We start from the raw sequence: 17,477 nt of genomic DNA, 5'->3' as shown, positions 1-17,477 counted from the left end.
CATGATCTCAAGCGGCTTTCCAGCACCAACGGCAACTGCGGCTCGCGTTTTCATCAGGCATTCCTCCCAAGGCAGTCGAAGAATTTCCTGTCCCGGCGGGCTTGAGGCCTGCCTTGCAACAAAAAATTCCGTTTCCTGGTTGCCGTGAGGTCGCAATAATCGAACGATCCACCTCATAAGTCTATTCTACCAAGGTCCCCCTCCCTCACCCGCATCGAGGCAGCTGCGTTGTGGATGCGGTGCCGATCCCAAGGATCGATTCGGAAATTTCCCGTCAGTTCCGGCGAGCCGTAACGTCCGACCTCCTCGCCTGGGAATAGGACTAAAGCAGAGCCGTGACGCTCTGCTCGCGAGGTTGATAAATCCCGCGGGTTCACTAAGCTCACCTCGGGGCACCTTGACTTTGCGCCGGTCCGGCAACGATCGGGCTCAAGCGCAAGAATGGGTAATTCTGTCGATGACAAGCGCGGTGCCGGGCACCTTGGCGGCCCTTTTGTGCTTTCTGTCCCTGACCGCTGGAGCTCCGGGTGCGTTCGCCCAGCAACCGACCGTGCAGCCGGCCGGAGCGATCAAGCTGCAAGGACAGACAACCGAAATCAAGATCGGCTATTTGCGGGCCTACGCGCCGCGGCTGACGCTTTCCCTGCTCGACGTGCCGCCGCGTGACGAAGGGGTCGCCGGCGCCAATGTCGCCATCGGCGACAACAATACGACGGGCAAGTTCATCAAGCAGAAATTTAGCCTCGACGTCGCCGAGATAAAGCCGGAAGCCGATGCGGTCCAGGCATTCGACGACCTGATCGCCAAAGGCGACCGCTATGTGGTCGCGGACCTCTCGGCCAAGCAGTTGCTGTCGATCGCCGACATCGCGCGCGACAAGGGGGTGCTGATCTTCAACATCGGCGCCACCGACGACAGCCTGCGCGAAGAGAACTGCCGCATAAATGTCTTCCACATCGCGCCAACGCGAAGCATGCTCGCCGACGCGCTGGCGCAGTACCTCATGGTCAAGAAATGGCCGAACTGGGCGCTGCTCTACGGTTCGCATGATGAGGACCACCTCTATGCGGACGCGTTGCGCCGCGCGGCAACCCGCTTCGGCGGCCAGATCGTGGCGGAGAAGGAATTCAAGGACACCGGCACGGCGCGCCGCACCGATACCGGCGCCACGCAGATACAGCAGCAGATTTCGGTATTCACGCAAGACCTGCCGGAGCATGACGTGCTGCTTGTGGCCGATGAAAGCGAGGTGTTCGGGACCTACGTGCCCTACCGCACCTGGACGTCGCGGCTGGTCGCAGGCACGGCCGGTCTCGTGGCATCGTCATGGCACCCCGCGAGTGAGCAGTGGGGCGGCATCCAGATGCAGAGCCGCTTCCTGAAGACGACAGGCCGGCGAATGCTGTCCAAGGACATGTCGGCCTGGACGGCCGTGCGGGCCGTCGGCGAAGCCACCACGCGCACCAATGGCGACGATCCGAAAAAGATCAGCGATTACATCCGCTCGGACGATTTCTCGGTCGCCGCCTTCAAGGGACAGAAGCTGACCTTCCGCAAATGGAACCTCCAGCTGCGCCAGCCGATCCTGCTAGGCGATACCAAATCGGTCGTTTCGACATCTCCCCAGGAAGGTTATCTCCACCAGGTCTCCGAGCTCGACACCCTCGGCATCGATCAACCAGAAACGAAATGCGTTCTCAAGTAGCGCCAATCGGGAGGAATTCGTGCAGGGACGAGCTTGGGTACTCGCCATTGTCGCAACCGGCATCATGGCCGGCCCCGCATCGGCCTACACGGCCTATGTCTCCAATGAGAAGGACAATACGATGACCGTCGTCGACACGGCGACCATGCAGGTGGTCAAGACCGTCGACGTCGGCCAGAGGCCGCGCGGCATCACCATATCGCACGACGGCAAGTTCATCTATTTGTGCGCCAGCGACGACAATACGATCCAGATCATCGACACCGCAACGCTTGAGGTCGTCGGCACGCTGCCCTCCGGCGACGATCCTGAATTGTTCGTGCTTTCGCCCGACGGTAAGACGCTCTACGTCGCCAACGAAAACGACAATCTGGTCACCGCGATCGACGTCGACAGCAAGGAAGTCAAGACCGAGATTCCGGTCGGCGTCGAACCGGAAGGCATGGCCGTCAGCCCAGACGGCAAGACCATGGTCAACACCTCGGAGACCACCAGCATGGCGCATTTCATCGACACCGAGAGCCACGACGTAACCGACAATGTGCTGGTCGACACACGCCCGCGCTTCGCTGCGTTCAAGCCCGACGGATCGCAGGTCTGGGTCAGCGCCGAGGTCGGCGGCACCGTCAGCGTCATCGATAACGCCAAGCGCGCGGTGGTAAAGAAGATCAAGTTCGCGATTCCGGGATTAAGGGCCGAAACCATTCAGCCGGTAGGCATCGCCATCAGCGCCGACGGCAGGAGGGCCTATGTCGCGCTCGGCCCGGCGAACCATGTCGCGGTGATCAACACGGAAAGCTACGAGGTGGAAAAGTACATCCTCGTCGGCCAGCGCGTATGGCATCTGGACTTCACCCCCGATCAGAAAACGCTGATCACCACGAACGGCAATTCCAACGACATCACTTTCATCGACACGGCGACCGACGAGCCGGTTCAGTCGGTCACCGTCGGCCAGCAGCCCTGGGGCGTGGTCATATCGCCCCAATGAAGCAGCCGTAAGACTGGGCCTGCAACCAAGGCCAAAGGCGGCGAGCGCGCTAGATAAGCATCCGAAGAGAACCATCCATGCAGCACGCGAGGACGAGGAAAGCGGAAGATGAGGTGGCGGCGCTCGACGTCACCGGTGTCAGTCATTCCTATGGTCCGAAGCGAGCGCTCAACGACGTCTCGTTTTCGATCGCGCCGGCGACCTTTACCGCGCTCCTCGGTCTCAACGGTGCCGGCAAGACAACTCTGTTCTCGCTGATCAGCCACCTTTACGATACGCGCCGGGGATCGATCCGCATCTTCGGCCATGACGTCAGCCGTGCTTCCGGCGAGGCGCTCAGACGTGTAGGCATCGTGTTCCAGGCACGCACGCTCGATCTCGATCTGAGCGTGTACCAGAACCTCTCCTATCACGCTTCGCTGCACGGCATCGGTAGGCACGAAGCCCGACAGCGCATTGCCGCGCTGCTCGAAACAGTCGACATGGAGAGCCGCCAGAATGACAAGGCTCGCAGCCTTTCCGGCGGCCAGATGCGGCGCATCGAGATCGCCAGGGCGCTGCTCCACCGCCCTTCCCTGCTGCTGCTCGACGAGGCGACGGTCGGTCTCGACATCCAGTCGCGCGCGGGCATTCTCGCTACCATCCGCAAGCTGGTCGAAACCGAGGGCATCGGCGTGCTTTGGGCCACCCATCTGATCGATGAGGTCGATGACGGCGACCATGTCGTCGTGCTGCGTCAGGGTGACCTTGTCGCCAAAGGCAAGGTGGCCGACGTCGTCGAGGCAAGTGGCGCCGGTTCGATCAGCGACGCCTTTTCGAGGCTCAGCCGCAGCCAAGCAGCCGGCATCGCGGAGATCTCGCCATGAGCGCTTCCGCAATGCCGGAAAAGGTCGCCGCCGCCCCGCCGGCGGCGTCCGGCGCGTTCGGCCTTCGTCACTATCTCATCTGCCTCAAAGGTATCGTCGTACGGGAATGCCTGCGCTTCCTGCACCAGCGCGAGCGTTTCATCTCATCGCTGGTTCGACCGCTCGTCTGGCTGTTCATCTTCGCCGCCGGATTCCGGCAGGTGCTCGGCGTTTCGATCATCCCGCCCTACAAGACCTACGTGCTCTATGAGGTCTACATCACGCCAGGCTTATGCGGCATGATCCTGCTGTTCTCGGGCATGCAGTCTTCACTGTCGATGGTCTACGACCGCGAGATGGGCAATATGCGCATCCTGCTGGTCAGCCCATTTCCCCGCTGGTACCTGCTGCTGTCGAAGATGCTCGCCGGTGTTTCGGTATCGATCGCGCAGGTTTACGCGTTTCTGATCGTTGCCTGGTTCTGGGGCGTGAAGGCGCCGCCGCTCGGCTATTTGTTCGTGCTGCCGGCCCTGTTCCTGTCGGGCATGATGCTTTGTGCGCTCGGCATGCTTTTGTCCTCGATGATCAAGCAGCTCGAAAACTTCGCCGGCATCATGAACTTCGTCATCTTTCCCGGCTATTTCGCTTCTCCTGCGCTCTATCCTTTGTGGCGCATCCAGGAAGCGAGCCCGCTTCTCTACAAGCTCTGCCTCGCCAACCCCTTCACCTACGCCGTCGAACTGATCCGCTTCGCCTTCTACGGGCAGGTCGACTGGGTGTCGTTGGGCGTCGTGGCCGGCTGCACGCTGCTGTTCCTGGGAGGTGCCATCATCGCTTACGACCCTTCGCGCGGCCTGATAACCCGCAAACAAGGCACGGGAGGAAACGGTTGATGGAACGGATGAGGCTTGTTTGCAGCCTGGTTGCGGCTGCCATGCTCGTACCGAGCGCCGGCGCCACCGCCGCGAATACCGATCCGGACTGGCCCTGCGTGCAGCGCAAGGTGCCTCAACTTTCGCTTGGCCAGGTTTGGAACGGGCCGGATATCCCGGCAGCGGCGAAGGACTGGTCGGAGGACCCTTCGGTCTCCGCCTTGGTCGAGGAGGTGGCGGCTCGCAGGCTGCCGATTGCAGACGCACAGAAGAAGATCAGGGATTTCGCGGCCTCGCTGCCGGCCGGGCAGCTTGCGCCGAAAATGGCGATGCTCGAGCAGGGCATGTTCGACCACATGGACGCCGAGCGTTCGCATGTGATTTCCGGCATATCCCGCTACGCCCACAGGCAACTCGAAATGGCCGCCGAATTGCGCAAGGAAACGTCCGATGTCGATGCGTTGCGTGCAAAACCCGACGCGGATCAGGACGAGGTCGAGCGACGGACGGACCAGCTGAATTTCGCGACACGAATCTTCAACGAGCGTGCGCAATCGCTGACTTACGTCTGCGATGTGCCGACGATAATCGAGCAGCGGCTTTATCAGCTGTCCAAGACTGTCTCGGAAACGCTTGCCCCGAAGAAATAGTCCGTCAGGTTCCCCGGCCGGGCAGCACACGCCAGCGCTGCACGAAATAGCCAGGATGTGTCTCCAGCCAATGGGCGACCAGCGGCTGCGCCTGCATGAAGGCCACCCCGGGATTCATGGCTAGGCCGTCCGCCATTTCCTCGCGTTGCTCGCAAGTCTGCGGCACCGCCGTCATGCAGACCATCATCACGATTGTATAAAGCATTGCCCCTTCCCCTTCGATTCCCGAACCCCACGCCCGGGACGCATAGCGATTTGCATGCAGGGTTGGCTGCCCATCCGTCTTGTTTGCGAGTATGAAAGCGCGTGCCCCTGCCCTTTCGCACTGCAACATTACCATGCGAGCCAACCAACCGCCATCGATGGCGGTGCGTTTTCCACGCCCTTGTCGGCTTTTTTTCGCATGATTTCTTCGGCCGGTATGTCTGGCGCTTCACTCTCTGGCCGCTTTCCAGGCGCTCTCATTTTTGCCTCGGTGCTGCTTCATTCGCTTCGGCGTGCGGATATAGTTTGCCGAACAGGGGCAGATACGTTGCGCCCTTGCGCATCAGGAAATCGTTGAAGGTCGCCATCGCCGGCGAGATCACGTGATCGGTACGCATCACCGAAAACCATTGGCGACGGATCGGCATGCCGACCACGTCGAGAATGACGAGCCGGCCCGCTTCCGTTTCCGCGGCAATGGTGTGGGCGGAGATGAAGGCGATGCCGAGACCTGCCATCACCGCCTGCTTGATCGTCTCGTTCGAGCCCATCTCGACGCCGAGATCGTCGATCCGGCCGGGCACGTCGCTCAGGAATATCTCCAGCGAGATGCGGGTGCCCGAGCCCGGCTCGCGAATGATGAAATGCTCCTCGGCGATCCTTTCCTTGGAAATGTCGCGTGCCGACGCCAGCGGGTGTTCCGGCGGCGCGATGATGACCAGCGGGTGATCGCCGAAGACCGAAGCGCGCACCGAAACTTCCTTGGGCGGACGGCCCATCAGCGCGATGTCGATGTCGTGGTTCTTCAGGCTATCGATCGTTTCGGCGCGATTGCCGATGGCAAGCCGCATGTCGATGTCGGGATGCTCCTTCATGAAGCCGGCCATGAGCCGCGGCGCGAAATATTTGGCGGTGGAAACGACGCCGAGCCTCAGGCTGCCGGTGCGCACGCCCTTGATGGCGTCCATCTCGTCATCGAGCAGACGAAGCCGCTCCTCGATAGCCTGCGCCGCTTCGACGAAGGCCAGCCCTGCGGCGGTGGGACGCATGCCGTCCGACGTCCGGTCGAACAAGGCCAGCTGGAACTCCTCCTCCACCTGTCGCAACTGGATCGTCACCGCTGGGGGAGAAAGGCCTAACACCTTGGCAGCGCTGACGATTTTCCCGTGGCTGACGATTGCCTGAACGGTCTTGAATTGCTTGAGCGTGAGGTTTCTCATGCGACATACTAAATTATTTTTATTGCCTGAGTAAAGTTATTGAATTTTACTTAGTGCGCATCGTTTGGTTTCATCTCTCCATCCGGCCTCGAGGAGATACCGCCGGACCGGGAGGTTACGATGCCGGCGCCAACACTCGACGCTTTTCTGAACTCCTATCTCGGCGACCCGCCGGACGAACGCCGCTCCACGGTCGTTGCCACCATCCGTCAGCTCACGCAGGCCGCCACCAGGGTCCGCAATACCATTAACCAAGGGGCGCTCGGCACCGCTTTTGCCGGGACACGCGGCGCCAATCCCAACGGCGATGTCCAGACGGATCTCGACGTCTTCGCCGACGACATTTTCCTCGACGCCGTGCGTCACGCTCCGGTCGCGCTCTATGCCTCCGAGGAGCTGGAGCAGCCGGTCCTGCTCGACAGGCAAGCCCCCCTCGCCATCGCCATCGACCCGTTGGATGGCTCCTCCAACATCGACACCAACGTGTCGGTCGGAACGATCTTCTCGCTCCTCCCTGCAACTGGCGCGCCGGACGCCAATCCGGCCGCCTCCTTTTTGCAGGCAGGCGTGAGCATGCTGGGCGCCGGGTTCTTCATTTACGGCCCGCAGCTGGCACTCGTTCTGTCGCTCGGCAGCGGCACGCATGTCTTCGTGCATTCGACCAGGCTGGGCACCTTCGTCCAGGCCTACGAAAGCCGGATCATCCCGGAGCGAACCCAGGAATTCGCCATCAACGCCGCCAATTACCGTCACTGGGACGAGGCCGTGCGCCTCTATGTCGACGATTGCCTGGAAGGCACCGAAGGCCCACGGGAGAAGGACTTCAACATGCGCTGGATCGCCTCGCTTGTCGCCGACTGCTATCGCATATTGATGCGCGGCGGCGTGTTTCTGTATCCCGGCGACCAACGCAGGGGCTACCGCCAAGGCCGGCTTCGGCTCGTCTACGAGGCCAATCCGATTGCCTATCTGATCGAACAGGCGGCCGGTGCCGCGACCGATACGATTACCCGCATCCTCGAAATCGAGCCCGACAGCCTGCATCAGCGCATTCCCGTGGTCTTCGGATCCGCGCGGGAAGTCGCGCGGATCGCCCGCTATCACACCGAGCCCAGCGCTATCGGCGAGCGTGCGCCGCTGTTCAGCCGTCGCGGACTTTTCAGGGCCTGAGCGTCATGTCGGCAAAGCACCCCATCATCACCATCACCGGGTCGTCGGGCGCTGGCACGACCTCGGTCAAGCGCATCTTCGAATTGATCTTCCGGCGCGAGAACATCGAGGCCGCCTTCATCGAGGGCGACGCCTTCCATCGCTACGACCGCATGGCCATGAAGGCAGAGGTCGCCGCGCAGGAAAAGGCCGGCAACCCGAACTTCACCCACTTCCATGCCGAGGCCAACGAGCTCGGTATCCTCGAGGAGGTTTTCGAGGAATATGGCCGCCGGGGGACCGGAAGGACCCGCACCTACGTCCATGACGAGGACGAGGAGAAGCTCACCGGCACACCGCCGGGGAATTTCACCGACTGGCGCGAATTCGCGCCCAGCGACCTGCTCTTCTACGAAGGCCTGCATGGCTGCGTCGTCACCGACAAGATCAACCTGGCCAGGCATGCGGACCTCAAGATCGGCGTGGTGCCGGTCATAAATCTCGAATGGATCCAGAAGATCCATCGCGACCGCGCAACGCGCGGCTATTCCACCGAGGCGGTGATGGACGTGATCCTGCGCCGCATGCCGGACTATGTCCGCTTCATCGTCCCGCAATTCTCGCAGACCGCGATCAACTTCCAGCGCGTGCCGATCGTCGACACCTCCAACCCGTTCATCGCACGCTGGATTCCGACCCCCGACGAATCGATGCTGGTCATCCGCTTCGCCAATCCTCGCGGCATCGATTTCCCTTACCTGCTTTCCATGATCCACGACTCCTTCATGTCGCGGCCGAATTCCATAGTGGTGCCGGGCAACAAGCTCGACCTTGCCATGCAGCTGATCCTGACGCCGCTCATCCTGCAATTGATCGAACGCAAGAAACGTGTGTCGTGAGGAGGACGCCATGACCAGCCTGGCAGCATTGAAATCCGTCGCCGCCGCCGTCTCCGAGCGCGACATGGCGAACGCCATCCGCGCGTTGGCCATGGACAGCGTGCAGAAGGCCAACTCCGGACATCCGGGCATGCCGATGGGCATGGCCGACGTCGCGACGGTACTGTTCGGCCGCTTCATCAATATCGACCCGACAGCGCCGGACTGGCCAGATCGCGACCGCTTCGTGCTTTCGGCCGGGCACGGCTCGATGCTGCAATATGCGCTGCATTACCTGCTCGGCTACGAAGACATGCCGATCGAGGAATTGCAGCGGTTCCGTCAACTGGGCAGCCGTACCGCCGGACATCCCGAGCATGGCCACGCGCTTGGCATCGAGACGACGACCGGTCCGCTCGGACAAGGCATTTCGACCGCTGTCGGCATGGCGCTGGCGGAGCGCATGCTTGCTGCCCGCCACGGCGCCGATCTCGTCGACCACTACACCTACGTGATCGCCGGCGACGGCTGCCTGCAGGAAGGCATCAGCCACGAGGCGATCGACCTCGCAGGTCACCTCAAGCTCTCCCGCCTGATCGTGCTTTGGGACGACAACGCGATCTCCATTGACGGACCGACCTCGCTGTCGACATCGATGGATCAGCCAACCCGGTTCAAAGCAGCGGGATGGCTTGTCCAGTCGGTGGACGGCCACGATATGGAGGCCGTCGCCGCGGCAATCGAGACCGCGCGGCAGTCGGATCGGCCATCTCTGATCGCCTGCCGCACGGTGATCGGCAAGGGTGCGCCCAATCTGGGCGGGTCGGAAAAGACGCATGGCGCGCCGCTGGGCGATGCGGAGATTGCCGCGACGCGGCAAAACATCGGCTGGGCCTACGCACCGTTCGAGGTGCCGGACGATATCCTTTCCACATGGCGCGAGATTGCCGAGCGCGGGCAAGCGGCGCGGCGCGCCTGGGACCAGCGGCTTGCCGCCTCGCCGCGGCGCGAAGCCTTCGAGCGCGCGATCGGCGGCAAATTGCCCGATGCCGTGTTCGAGACCCTTGGCGCCTTCCGTAAGGAGCATGTCGAGAAGGCGACCAAGGTTGCAACGCGCAAGGCCTCCGAAATGGCGCTTGCCGCGATCAACGGCGCAACCGACCTGACGGTCGGCGGCTCCGCCGATCTTACGCATTCGAATCTGACGATCACCAAGGGTATGGATCGCATCGTGCCGGGTGGTTACGCGGGCCGCTACATTCACTACGGCATTCGTGAGCACGGCATGGCCGCGGCCATGAACGGCATCGCGCTGCATGGCGGGCTCGTGCCCTACGGCGGCACCTTTCTGTGCTTCGCCGACTATGCGCGCGGCGCGATGCGGCTCTCGGCGCTGATGGGCCAGCGTGTCGTCTATGTGATGACGCATGATTCCATCGGCCTCGGCGAGGACGGCCCGACCCATCAGCCGATCGAGCACCTGGCGATGCTGCGAGCGACACCGAACCTCAACGTCTTCCGTCCGGCCGACATTGTCGAAACGGCGGAGTGCTGGGAACTGGCGCTGAAGAGCGAGACCCGGCCGAGTGTGCTGGTGCTCTCGCGCCAGAACCTGCCGATGCTGCGCCAGGCACACAGCGACGAAAACCGATCCGGCCGGGGCGCCTACGTCTTGCGCGAACCATCCGCGCACCGAGCCGCGACGCTGGTCGCCACCGGTTCGGAGGTCGAGATCGCCGTTGCCGCCGCCGAACGGCTGGAGACCGAACACGGCATCGCCGCCGCGGTCGTCTCGATGCCGTGCTGGGAACTGTTCGAGGAACAGGATGGGGACTACCGCAAGTCCGTTCTCGGCTCCGCGCCGCGCGTCGCCGTGGAGGCGGCCGCCCGCCTCGGCTGGGACCGCTGGATCGGCGACACGGGCGCTTTTGTCGGCATGACCGGCTTCGGCGCCAGCGCTCCCGCGCCGGACCTCTACCGGCATTTCGACATCACGCCCGAAGCTGTCGCCGCAGCGGCGCTGAGGCTCATCGTCTAGGAGGACCGACAATGGCCCGCATCACCCTTCGCCAGCTTCTCGACCATGCCGCCGAGCACGGTTATGGCGTGCCGGCATTCAACATCAACAACATGGAGCAGGGCCTCGCCATCATGGAGGCGGCGAGCGCTTGCGACGCGCCGGTGATCATCCAGGCCTCGCGCGGCGCCCGCTCCTACGCCAACGACATCATGCTGGCCAAGATGATGGAGGCGCTGACCGAGATGCATCCTGCCATTCCGCTGTGCATCCATCAGGATCACGGCAACAGCGAAGCCACCTGCCTTTCGGCGATCCGCCACGGCTTCACCTCGGTGATGATGGACGGGTCTTTGATGGCGGACGCCAAGACCCCGGCCCCATACGACTACAACGTCGCCGTCACCGAACGCGTCGCACGCATGGCGCATTGGGTCGGCGCTTCCGTCGAAGGCGAGCTAGGCGTGCTTGGCTCGTTGGAAACCGGCCAGGGCGAGGCCGAGGACGGCCACGGCGCGGAAGGCGCGCTGTCGCACGACCAGCTCTTGACCGATCCCGATCAGGCGGTCGACTTCGTGCTCGCCACCCGCGTCGATGCGCTGGCGATCGCCTGCGGCTCCCACGGTGCCTACAAGTTCACGCGCAAGCCGGACGGCGACATCCTGGCCATGCAGGTGATCGAGGCGATCCACGAGAAGCTGCCGAACACGCATCTGGTCATGCACGGTTCGTCCTCCGTGCCGCAGGAACTGCAGGACATCATCAACAAGTATGGCGGCGAGATGCCCCAGACCTTCGGCGTTCCTGTCGAGGAGATCGAGCGCGGCATCCGCCACGGCGTGCGCAAGGTCAACATCGACACCGATTGCCGCATGGCCATGGCCGGACAGTTCCGCCGCGTCGCGACGCAGGATCCGCGCGAATTCGATCCGCGCAAATTTCTGAAGCCCGCCATGGACGCCTTGCGCGACCTTTGCCGTGATCGTTTCGAACGCTTCGGCACCGCCGGCAACGCCTCGAAGATCAAGGTCATCGCCATGGACGAGATGGCGAAACGTTACGCCGCGGGAAAACTCGACCCGCAAATCGCAACCGCAAAAGCCGCCTGAGCGGCGGTCCGCCAACAAGGGAAAGGACCAGCGTCATGCCCAACAAATCCGAAACCGTGACCGGCAAGGATCGCTACAGATCCGGTGTCATGGAATACAAGAAGATGGGCTATTGGGAGCCCGACTACGAGCCCAAGGATACCGACATAATCTCGGTGTTCCGCATCACACCGCAGGACGGCGTCGATCCGATCGAGGCCGCCGCAGCCGTCGCCGGCGAATCCTCGACCGCGACCTGGACGGTGGTCTGGACCGACCGGCTGACGGCGAGCGAGAAATACCGCGCCAAGGCCTATCGGGTCGACCCCGTGCCGAACGCGCCCGGACAGTATTTCGCCTATATCGCCTACGACCTCGACCTGTTCGAGCCGGGTTCCATCGCCAATCTTTCGGCATCGATCATCGGCAACGTCTTCGGTTTCAAGCCGTTGAAGGCATTGCGGCTGGAAGACATGCGTTTTCCCGTCGCCTATGTGAAGACCTTCCAGGGCCCGGCGACCGGCATCGTCGTCGAGCGCGAGCGCCTCGACAAGTTCGGCCGCCCGCTGCTCGGCGCCACCGTCAAGCCGAAGCTCGGCCTTTCCGGCCGCAATTACGGCCGTGTCGTCTATGAGGCGCTGAAGGGCGGGCTCGATTTCACCAAGGACGACGAGAACATCAACTCGCAGCCCTTCATGCATTGGCGCGAGCGTTTTCTCTACTGCATGGAGGCGGTCAACAAGGCGCAGGCCGAGACGGGCGAGATCAAGGGCACCTATCTCAACGTCACCGCAGCCACCATGGAGGACATGTACGAGCGCGCCGACTTCGCCAAGGAACTCGGCTCCAACATCGTCATGATCGACCTCGTGATCGGCTACACGGCGATCCAATCGATGGCGAGGTGGGCGCGCAGGAACGACATGATCCTGCACCTGCATCGCGCCGGCCATTCGACCTACACGCGCCAGAAGAGCCACGGCGTGTCGTTCCGCGTCATCGCCAAATGGATGCGGCTGGCCGGCGTCGATCACATCCATGCCGGCACCGTGGTCGGCAAGCTGGAAGGCGATCCGGCGACGACAAGGGGCTACTACGACATCTGCCGCGAGGACCATAACCCGATGAAGCTGGAGAACGGCATCTTCTTCGACCAGCACTGGGCATCGCTCAACAAGCTGATGCCGGTGGCGTCGGGCGGCATCCATGCCGGCCAGATGCATCAGCTCATCGACCTACTCGGCGAAGACGTCGTGCTCCAGTTCGGCGGCGGCACAATCGGCCATCCGATGGGCATCGCAGCCGGTGCCACCGCCAATCGCGTTGCCCTCGAATGCATGATCCTCGCCCGCAACGAGGGCCGCGACTATGTGCGGGAAGGACCGCAGATCCTGGAGAACGCGGCCAGGAACTGTCTGCCGCTGAAACAGGCGCTCGAGACCTGGAAGGACGTGACCTTCAACTATGCCTCGACCGACACGCCGGACTTCCTCCCCGTGGCAACGGCAGCCGAATAGGAGAACCGTCATGCGTATCACTCAAGGGGCCTTTTCCTTCCTGCCCGACCTGACCGACGACCAAATCCGCGCGCAGGTGCAGTATTGCATCGACAACAAATGGGCTATTAGCCTCGAGGTCACCGACGACCCTCACCCGCGCAACACCTACTGGGAGATGTGGGGGCACCCGATGTTCGACAATCCCGACGCGGCGGCGCTGATGATGGAGCTAAACGCATGCCGCAAGCTCTACGGCAATCGCTATATCCGCGTCGTCGCCTTCGATTCCTCGCATGGCTGGGAATCGGTGAAGCTCTCCTTCATCGTCAACCGTCCGGCCGAGGAACCCGGCTATCGGCTCGAGCGGCAGGAAGCCGCGGGCCGTATGATCCGCTACACCACCAAGCCCTACGCCGCCGACAAGCCGGCTGGAACGAGGTACGGCTGATCATCACGACGAGAGGAGAATGCCATGTCGGCGCCAGCCCTGGCCGAAACGGAAGTGCCTCAAAACGCCGTCCCGGCGGCGATCGACCTGCGTGAGGAATTCGAAACTTCCGGCGTCAAGGACGTCCTGGCCGAGCTCGACCGCGAGCTGATCGGGCTCGCCCCGGTCAAAAGACGCATCCGCGAAACGGCGGCGCTCCTGCTGGTCGAGCGGGCCCGCCGCCGCATGGGCCTCGCGCACGAGACGCCGACGCTGCATATGAGCTTCACCGGCAACCCCGGCACCGGTAAGACGACCGTCGCGCTGCGCATGGCCAACCTGCTGCATCGGCTGGGCTATATTCGCAAGGGCCATCTGGTTTCGGTGACGCGTGATGACCTGGTCGGTCAGTATATCGGCCACACCGCGCCCAAGACCAAGGAGATCCTGAAGAAGGCGATGGGCGGGGTGCTGTTCATCGACGAGGCGTACTATCTCTATCGGCCAGAGAACGAGCGCGATTACGGCCAGGAGGCGATCGAGATCCTGCTGCAGGTGATGGAGAACCAGCGTGACGATCTCGTGGTGATCCTTGCCGGCTACGCGCAGCGCATGGATCGCTTCTTCGAAAGCAATCCGGGATTCCGCTCGCGCATCGCCCACCACATCGACTTTCCCGACTATTCCGACGACGAGCTCCTAAGGATCGCGGAACAAATGCTCGAACAGCAAAATTATCTGTTCGACACGAAGGCAACCGCCGCAATGACCGACTACATCGCACGCCGCCGCTCGCAGCCGCATTTCGCCAATGCCCGCTCGATCCGCAACGCGCTCGACCGGGCACGGCTGCGGCAGGCCAATCGCCTGTTCGAGAGCGCCGAGGGACCGCTCGATGCAAAGGCACTGTCGACGATCTCGGCTGAGGACATCACCGCCAGCCGGGTGTTCGCGCTAAATCCTGGGCAAGGAGGCAGCAAATGACCGGAAAGACCATCATCGCCCCTTCCGTTCTGTCGTCCGATTTTTCGCGCCTCGGCGACGAGGTCGAGGCCGTCGCGGCAGCAGGCGCCGACTGGATCCACCTCGATGTGATGGACGGGCATTTCGTGCCCAACATCACCTTCGGCCCGCCGGTGATCAGGACAATCCGCGATCGAACGGACAAGGTCTTCGACTGTCATCTGATGATCGCACCGGCCGATCCCTATCTTGCCGCTTTCGCCGATGCCGGGTGCGACATTATCACGGTGCATGCCGAGGCCGGGCCGCATCTCGATCGTTCGCTGCAGGCGATCAGGAACCTCGGCAAGAAGGCCGGCGTGTCGCTCAATCCGTCGACACCGGAAAGCGTCATCGAATATGTTCTCGACCGGCTCGATCTGGTGCTTCTGATGACGGTCAATCCGGGTTTCGGCGGCCAGGCCTTCATTCCGGCGGTCATCGACAAGGTCAGGCGCGTCAAGGCGCTCGTCGGCCAACGTCCGATCGACATCGAGATCGACGGCGGCGTCACGCCCGAGACGGCTCCCCTGGTCACAGCGGCCGGCGCCAATGTGCTCGTCGCCGGCTCCGCAGTCTTCAAGGGCGGCACCGAGGCGGCCTATCGCGCCAATATCGGCGCGATCAGACAGGCGGCCGACGGAGCGATCCGGCGAGCCGCTTGAACTGCTTGGTCGGAGGATGACATGGCGGCGATCCCACCTGTTTGCGATTTCGGCTGGCAAGCCGTGGATGCCGTTTTGCCCGGCACCGACGGCAAATCGCATTCGATCTTCGGCCAAGCCGGCCCCAACGGGCTGGTCGTCGCTTTCATCTGCAATCACTGCCCCTATGTGAAGGCGGTGATTTCGCGCATCGTGCGTGACGCCAATGACCTCAAGGCCGAAGGGGTGGGCTTTGTGGCGATCAACTCCAATGATGCCGACACCTATCCAGACGATTCCTTCGACAACATGAAGCTATTCGCAAGGGCGAATGCTTTCACCTTCCCCTACCTGCACGACGAACAGCAGGCGGTGGCGCGCGCCTATGGTGCCGTGTGCACCCCGGATTTCTTCGGCCTCAACAGCGATTTGACCCTGCAATATCGCGGCCGGCTGGACGCATCGCGACGGGACGCCGGACCGCCCGGCCTGAGGCGCGATCTGTTCGAGGCGATAAAGCAGGTCGCTCGAACAGGTGACGGACCGCTGGACCAGATCGCTTCGATCGGCTGCTCGATCAAATGGAAGGAGGCCGCATGAACGTCGGTGCAAGCAGGCGGTTTCGGTCTCCGAGGGCGATCCTGTTCGATCTTGACGGCACGTTGATCGATTCGGCGCCCGACATAGCGGCGGCCGTCAACGAGCTGCTGGCCGGCCGCGACCTGCCGCCGTTACGCGTGGATCAGGTCAGGGCAATGATCGGTGGCGGCGTGAGAAAGTTGGTCGAGCGGGCTTTCACGGCTTCCGGAGCCCCGCTTCTCGCCGGCGCGCTCGACGAGGTCAACCGCGCCATGGCGCCGATCTACCGCAGACATCTGACCGGCCTGACGAGGCTGATGCCCGGCGTCAGGGAAGTGCTCACGCATTTCCACCTAAACGGAATAGCCATGGGCGTCGTCACCAACAAGCCGCAATTGGCGGCCCGCGAAATCCTGCTGCATTTCCACTTGACGGAGTATCTCGGCGCGATCGTCGGCGGAGACGCGGTGACATGCCTGAAACCGGCACCCGATGCCCTGCTGCTGGCGCTCAACCAGCTTGGTGTCGAACCCGCCGACACGCTGATGGTGGGAGACAGCGGCAGCGACGTCGGCGCCGCGCGCGCCGCCGGCACGCCCGTCGTTCTGCTGCGCGGCGGCTACACTCAGGCCCCCGTCGAAGAGCTTGGCGCAGACCTTGTCTGCGACAGCCTGCTCGATCTGCCTTCCGCGATGCGACGGCTGCATGCCGCTGCCTAAAGCGCGTCGCGTCGCATGTCATTCTCCCAAAAACGCGCTTTGGGCGACATGCAATACCGGCTGCGCCGATTGCGGAGGCAGTCGCCGGCCGATCGCAATCGAGCGGCCGGCGAGGCCGTTACTTCGAGAACTGCTTGAGGTAAGCGATGACGTTGGCTACGTCCTTGTCGTCCTTGAGGCCGGCAAACGCCATCTTCGTGCCTTTCACCATGGCCTTTGGATCATGGAGGTAGGTCGTCAGCGTTGGCTCGTCCCATTTCACGCCGGACTTTCCAGCCGCAATCATGGCCTGCGAATAGCTGAACCCCGGATGCGTGCCGGCCGTGCGGCCGATGACGCCGTTCAATGACGGACCGACCTTGTTCTGGTCCTTGTCCGCGACGTGGCAGACCTTGCATTTCATGAAGACCTTCTCACCCGCCGCGGCATCCTGCGCTTGGGATTGGTTCGTGATGAAAGTCGCTAAGAATACGACGGCGAAAAATGCGATAGCGCGCATGGCATTTCCTCATTGATCGTCAAGACGCCCCGGATGATTTGCATGCCATTGCTTTGACGAAGTCAACCATACGAAGGTCCACACCAACTGTCCTTTCGCCTTTGTTGACGGCCTCAGGGTGAACGCGTAACTTCAGGTCATTCTGGATTCTCATGGGCACCTCGAGAACCCGGTCAGGCTGCGTTTGTCCGGGCTGATATTTTCCCAGGCAATGGGGCGGGCAGAATTTCGCCAGAGCGGGCGTCTATGCGCGCAAGAGGTGCTGCATGAATATGGTCGACCTCATATTGACGGTTTGCCTGAGCGCCAATCCCGGCAATTGCAGGAATGAGCATCTCTATTTCGAGAACCGCGGCTCCCTGTTCCAATGCATGATCCTGGCGCCTAGCGAGATCGCGAAATGGTCGCAGGATCACCCGACCTTCAAGATCAGGCGCTGGAAATGCGCTTTCCCGACGAAGGACCGGGCGATCTGACCGGCCAATCCCG

The 17,477-nt window shown here is 62.6% G+C and carries 19 protein-coding genes; 16 read left to right on the top strand and 3 right to left on the bottom strand.

The annotated features are described in order from the left end of the window. Positions 1-457: 457 nt before the first annotated feature. The 5 genes from P9236_RS24720 (at position 458) to P9236_RS24700 (ending at position 5,063) form a co-directional block, all read left to right on the top strand. The gene (locus P9236_RS24720; protein ID WP_278077229.1) at positions 458-1,705 is read left to right on the top strand and encodes an ABC transporter substrate-binding protein; all 1,248 of its coding nucleotides are present in this window, start codon (positions 458-460) and stop codon (positions 1,703-1,705) included. 19 nt (positions 1,706-1,724) lie between these two features. After that, the gene (locus tag P9236_RS24715) at positions 1,725-2,696 is read left to right on the top strand and encodes a PQQ-dependent catabolism-associated beta-propeller protein (RefSeq protein WP_347405208.1); all 972 of its coding nucleotides are present in this window, start codon (positions 1,725-1,727) and stop codon (positions 2,694-2,696) included. Positions 2,697-2,773: 77 nt separating this feature from the next. Then, a complete protein-coding gene (locus P9236_RS24710; protein ID WP_278077228.1) occupies positions 2,774-3,562 on the top strand; it encodes an ATP-binding cassette domain-containing protein in 789 nt (262 codons plus the stop codon). 11 nt (positions 3,563-3,573) lie between these two features. Further along, on the top strand, positions 3,574-4,434 hold the full coding sequence (locus tag P9236_RS24705; protein ID WP_278077241.1) for an ABC transporter permease: 861 nt from the start codon (positions 3,574-3,576) through the stop codon (positions 4,432-4,434). After that, on the top strand, positions 4,434-5,063 hold the full coding sequence (locus tag P9236_RS24700; RefSeq protein ID WP_278077227.1) for a hypothetical protein: 630 nt from the start codon (positions 4,434-4,436) through the stop codon (positions 5,061-5,063). The genes P9236_RS24705 and P9236_RS24700 overlap by 1 nt, the downstream gene beginning before the upstream one ends. Positions 5,064-5,067: 4 nt before the next feature. On the opposite strand, the gene P9236_RS24695 is transcribed toward P9236_RS24700, so the two are convergent. Both P9236_RS24695 and P9236_RS24690 read right to left on the bottom strand, forming a co-directional pair. Further along, complete coding sequence (locus P9236_RS24695; protein WP_125001907.1) at positions 5,068-5,268, bottom strand: hypothetical protein; 201 nt, start codon at positions 5,266-5,268, stop codon at positions 5,068-5,070. A gap of 256 nt (positions 5,269-5,524) precedes the next feature. Beyond that, entirely contained in the window at positions 5,525-6,487 is a 963-nt protein-coding gene (locus tag P9236_RS24690) for a LysR family transcriptional regulator (RefSeq protein ID WP_278077226.1), read from the bottom strand. A gap of 120 nt (positions 6,488-6,607) precedes the next feature. On the opposite strand from P9236_RS24690, the gene P9236_RS24685 reads away from it, so the two are divergent. The 10 genes from P9236_RS24685 to gph are packed head-to-tail and all read left to right on the top strand — an operon-like array spanning position 6,608 to position 16,489. Then, a complete protein-coding gene (locus P9236_RS24685) occupies positions 6,608-7,657 on the top strand; it encodes a class 1 fructose-bisphosphatase (RefSeq protein WP_278077225.1) in 1,050 nt (349 codons plus the stop codon). A gap of 5 nt (positions 7,658-7,662) precedes the next feature. Next, complete coding sequence (locus P9236_RS24680; protein ID WP_278077224.1) at positions 7,663-8,535, top strand: phosphoribulokinase; 873 nt, start codon at positions 7,663-7,665, stop codon at positions 8,533-8,535. Between the two features lie 10 nt (positions 8,536-8,545). Next, on the top strand, positions 8,546-10,552 hold the full coding sequence (tkt, locus tag P9236_RS24675; RefSeq protein ID WP_278077223.1) for a transketolase: 2,007 nt from the start codon (positions 8,546-8,548) through the stop codon (positions 10,550-10,552). Between the two features lie 11 nt (positions 10,553-10,563). Then, entirely contained in the window at positions 10,564-11,640 is a 1,077-nt protein-coding gene (gene fba, locus P9236_RS24670; RefSeq protein ID WP_278077222.1) for a class II fructose-bisphosphate aldolase, read from the top strand. Positions 11,641-11,675: 35 nt separating this feature from the next. Further along, positions 11,676-13,136 (top strand): form I ribulose bisphosphate carboxylase large subunit, encoded by a 1,461-nt coding sequence (locus tag P9236_RS24665; RefSeq protein ID WP_278077220.1) that lies wholly within the window; start codon positions 11,676-11,678, stop codon positions 13,134-13,136. A 10-nt stretch (positions 13,137-13,146) separates the two neighbouring features. After that, the gene (locus tag P9236_RS24660) at positions 13,147-13,566 is read left to right on the top strand and encodes a ribulose bisphosphate carboxylase small subunit (RefSeq protein ID WP_278077219.1); all 420 of its coding nucleotides are present in this window, start codon (positions 13,147-13,149) and stop codon (positions 13,564-13,566) included. Positions 13,567-13,590: 24 nt separating this feature from the next. Beyond that, positions 13,591-14,529, top strand: coding sequence for a CbbX protein (gene cbbX, locus P9236_RS24655; RefSeq protein ID WP_278077218.1), 939 nt, complete (start codon positions 13,591-13,593; stop codon positions 14,527-14,529). Beyond that, the gene (gene rpe, locus P9236_RS24650) at positions 14,526-15,212 is read left to right on the top strand and encodes a ribulose-phosphate 3-epimerase (RefSeq protein WP_278077217.1); all 687 of its coding nucleotides are present in this window, start codon (positions 14,526-14,528) and stop codon (positions 15,210-15,212) included. Before cbbX ends, rpe begins: the two co-directional genes overlap by 4 nt. 21 nt (positions 15,213-15,233) lie before the next feature. Further along, the gene (locus P9236_RS24645; RefSeq protein ID WP_278077216.1) at positions 15,234-15,791 is read left to right on the top strand and encodes a thioredoxin family protein; all 558 of its coding nucleotides are present in this window, start codon (positions 15,234-15,236) and stop codon (positions 15,789-15,791) included. Beyond that, positions 15,788-16,489: a phosphoglycolate phosphatase gene (gph, locus tag P9236_RS24640; RefSeq protein ID WP_278077215.1), complete on the top strand. Its 702-nt coding sequence runs from the start codon at positions 15,788-15,790 to the stop codon at positions 16,487-16,489. Before P9236_RS24645 ends, gph begins: the two co-directional genes overlap by 4 nt. A 118-nt stretch (positions 16,490-16,607) precedes the next feature. Here the strand turns inward: gph and P9236_RS24635 are convergent, their stop codons facing one another. Then, the gene (locus tag P9236_RS24635) at positions 16,608-16,988 is read right to left on the bottom strand and encodes a cytochrome c family protein (protein ID WP_278077214.1); all 381 of its coding nucleotides are present in this window, start codon (positions 16,986-16,988) and stop codon (positions 16,608-16,610) included. A 266-nt stretch (positions 16,989-17,254) separates the two neighbouring features. Here P9236_RS24635 and P9236_RS24630 point away from each other — a divergent pair, with 266 nt between their 5' ends. Further along, positions 17,255-17,464, top strand: coding sequence for a hypothetical protein (locus P9236_RS24630; protein WP_278077212.1), 210 nt, complete (start codon positions 17,255-17,257; stop codon positions 17,462-17,464). Positions 17,465-17,477: the final 13 nt, after the last annotated feature.

Origin of the sequence: Mesorhizobium sp. WSM4884, from assembly GCF_029625675.1 — a bacterium.
Lineage (GTDB): Bacteria > Pseudomonadota > Alphaproteobacteria > Rhizobiales > Rhizobiaceae > Mesorhizobium.
The sequence above is the reverse complement of the archived record's forward strand: the minus strand, read 5'-3'. Positions and strand labels throughout refer to the sequence as shown.

Bases quoted from the DNA above. Each gene is read 5' to 3' on its own strand.
- P9236_RS24720 (WP_278077229.1), top strand. From the start codon at position 458: ATGACAAGCGCGGTGCCGGGCACCTTGGCGGCCCTTTTGTGCTTTCTG.
- P9236_RS24710 (WP_278077228.1), top strand. From the start codon at position 2,774: ATGCAGCACGCGAGGACGAGGAAAGCGGAAGATGAGGTGGCGGCGCTC.
- P9236_RS24705 (WP_278077241.1), top strand. From the start codon at position 3,574: ATGCCGGAAAAGGTCGCCGCCGCCCCGCCGGCGGCGTCCGGCGCGTTC.
- P9236_RS24700 (WP_278077227.1), top strand. From the start codon at position 4,434: ATGGAACGGATGAGGCTTGTTTGCAGCCTGGTTGCGGCTGCCATGCTC.
- P9236_RS24695 (WP_125001907.1), bottom strand. From the start codon at position 5,268: ATGCTTTATACAATCGTGATGATGGTCTGCATGACGGCGGTGCCGCAG.
- P9236_RS24690 (WP_278077226.1), bottom strand. From the start codon at position 6,487: ATGAGAAACCTCACGCTCAAGCAATTCAAGACCGTTCAGGCAATCGTC.
- P9236_RS24685 (WP_278077225.1), top strand. From the start codon at position 6,608: ATGCCGGCGCCAACACTCGACGCTTTTCTGAACTCCTATCTCGGCGAC.
- P9236_RS24680 (WP_278077224.1), top strand. From the start codon at position 7,663: ATGTCGGCAAAGCACCCCATCATCACCATCACCGGGTCGTCGGGCGCT.
- tkt (WP_278077223.1), top strand. From the start codon at position 8,546: ATGACCAGCCTGGCAGCATTGAAATCCGTCGCCGCCGCCGTCTCCGAG.
- fba (WP_278077222.1), top strand. From the start codon at position 10,564: ATGGCCCGCATCACCCTTCGCCAGCTTCTCGACCATGCCGCCGAGCAC.
- P9236_RS24665 (WP_278077220.1), top strand. From the start codon at position 11,676: ATGCCCAACAAATCCGAAACCGTGACCGGCAAGGATCGCTACAGATCC.
- P9236_RS24660 (WP_278077219.1), top strand. From the start codon at position 13,147: ATGCGTATCACTCAAGGGGCCTTTTCCTTCCTGCCCGACCTGACCGAC.
- cbbX (WP_278077218.1), top strand. From the start codon at position 13,591: ATGTCGGCGCCAGCCCTGGCCGAAACGGAAGTGCCTCAAAACGCCGTC.
- rpe (WP_278077217.1), top strand. From the start codon at position 14,526: ATGACCGGAAAGACCATCATCGCCCCTTCCGTTCTGTCGTCCGATTTT.
- P9236_RS24645 (WP_278077216.1), top strand. From the start codon at position 15,234: ATGGCGGCGATCCCACCTGTTTGCGATTTCGGCTGGCAAGCCGTGGAT.
- gph (WP_278077215.1), top strand. From the start codon at position 15,788: ATGAACGTCGGTGCAAGCAGGCGGTTTCGGTCTCCGAGGGCGATCCTG.
- P9236_RS24635 (WP_278077214.1), bottom strand. From the start codon at position 16,988: ATGCGCGCTATCGCATTTTTCGCCGTCGTATTCTTAGCGACTTTCATC.
- P9236_RS24630 (WP_278077212.1), top strand. From the start codon at position 17,255: ATGAATATGGTCGACCTCATATTGACGGTTTGCCTGAGCGCCAATCCC.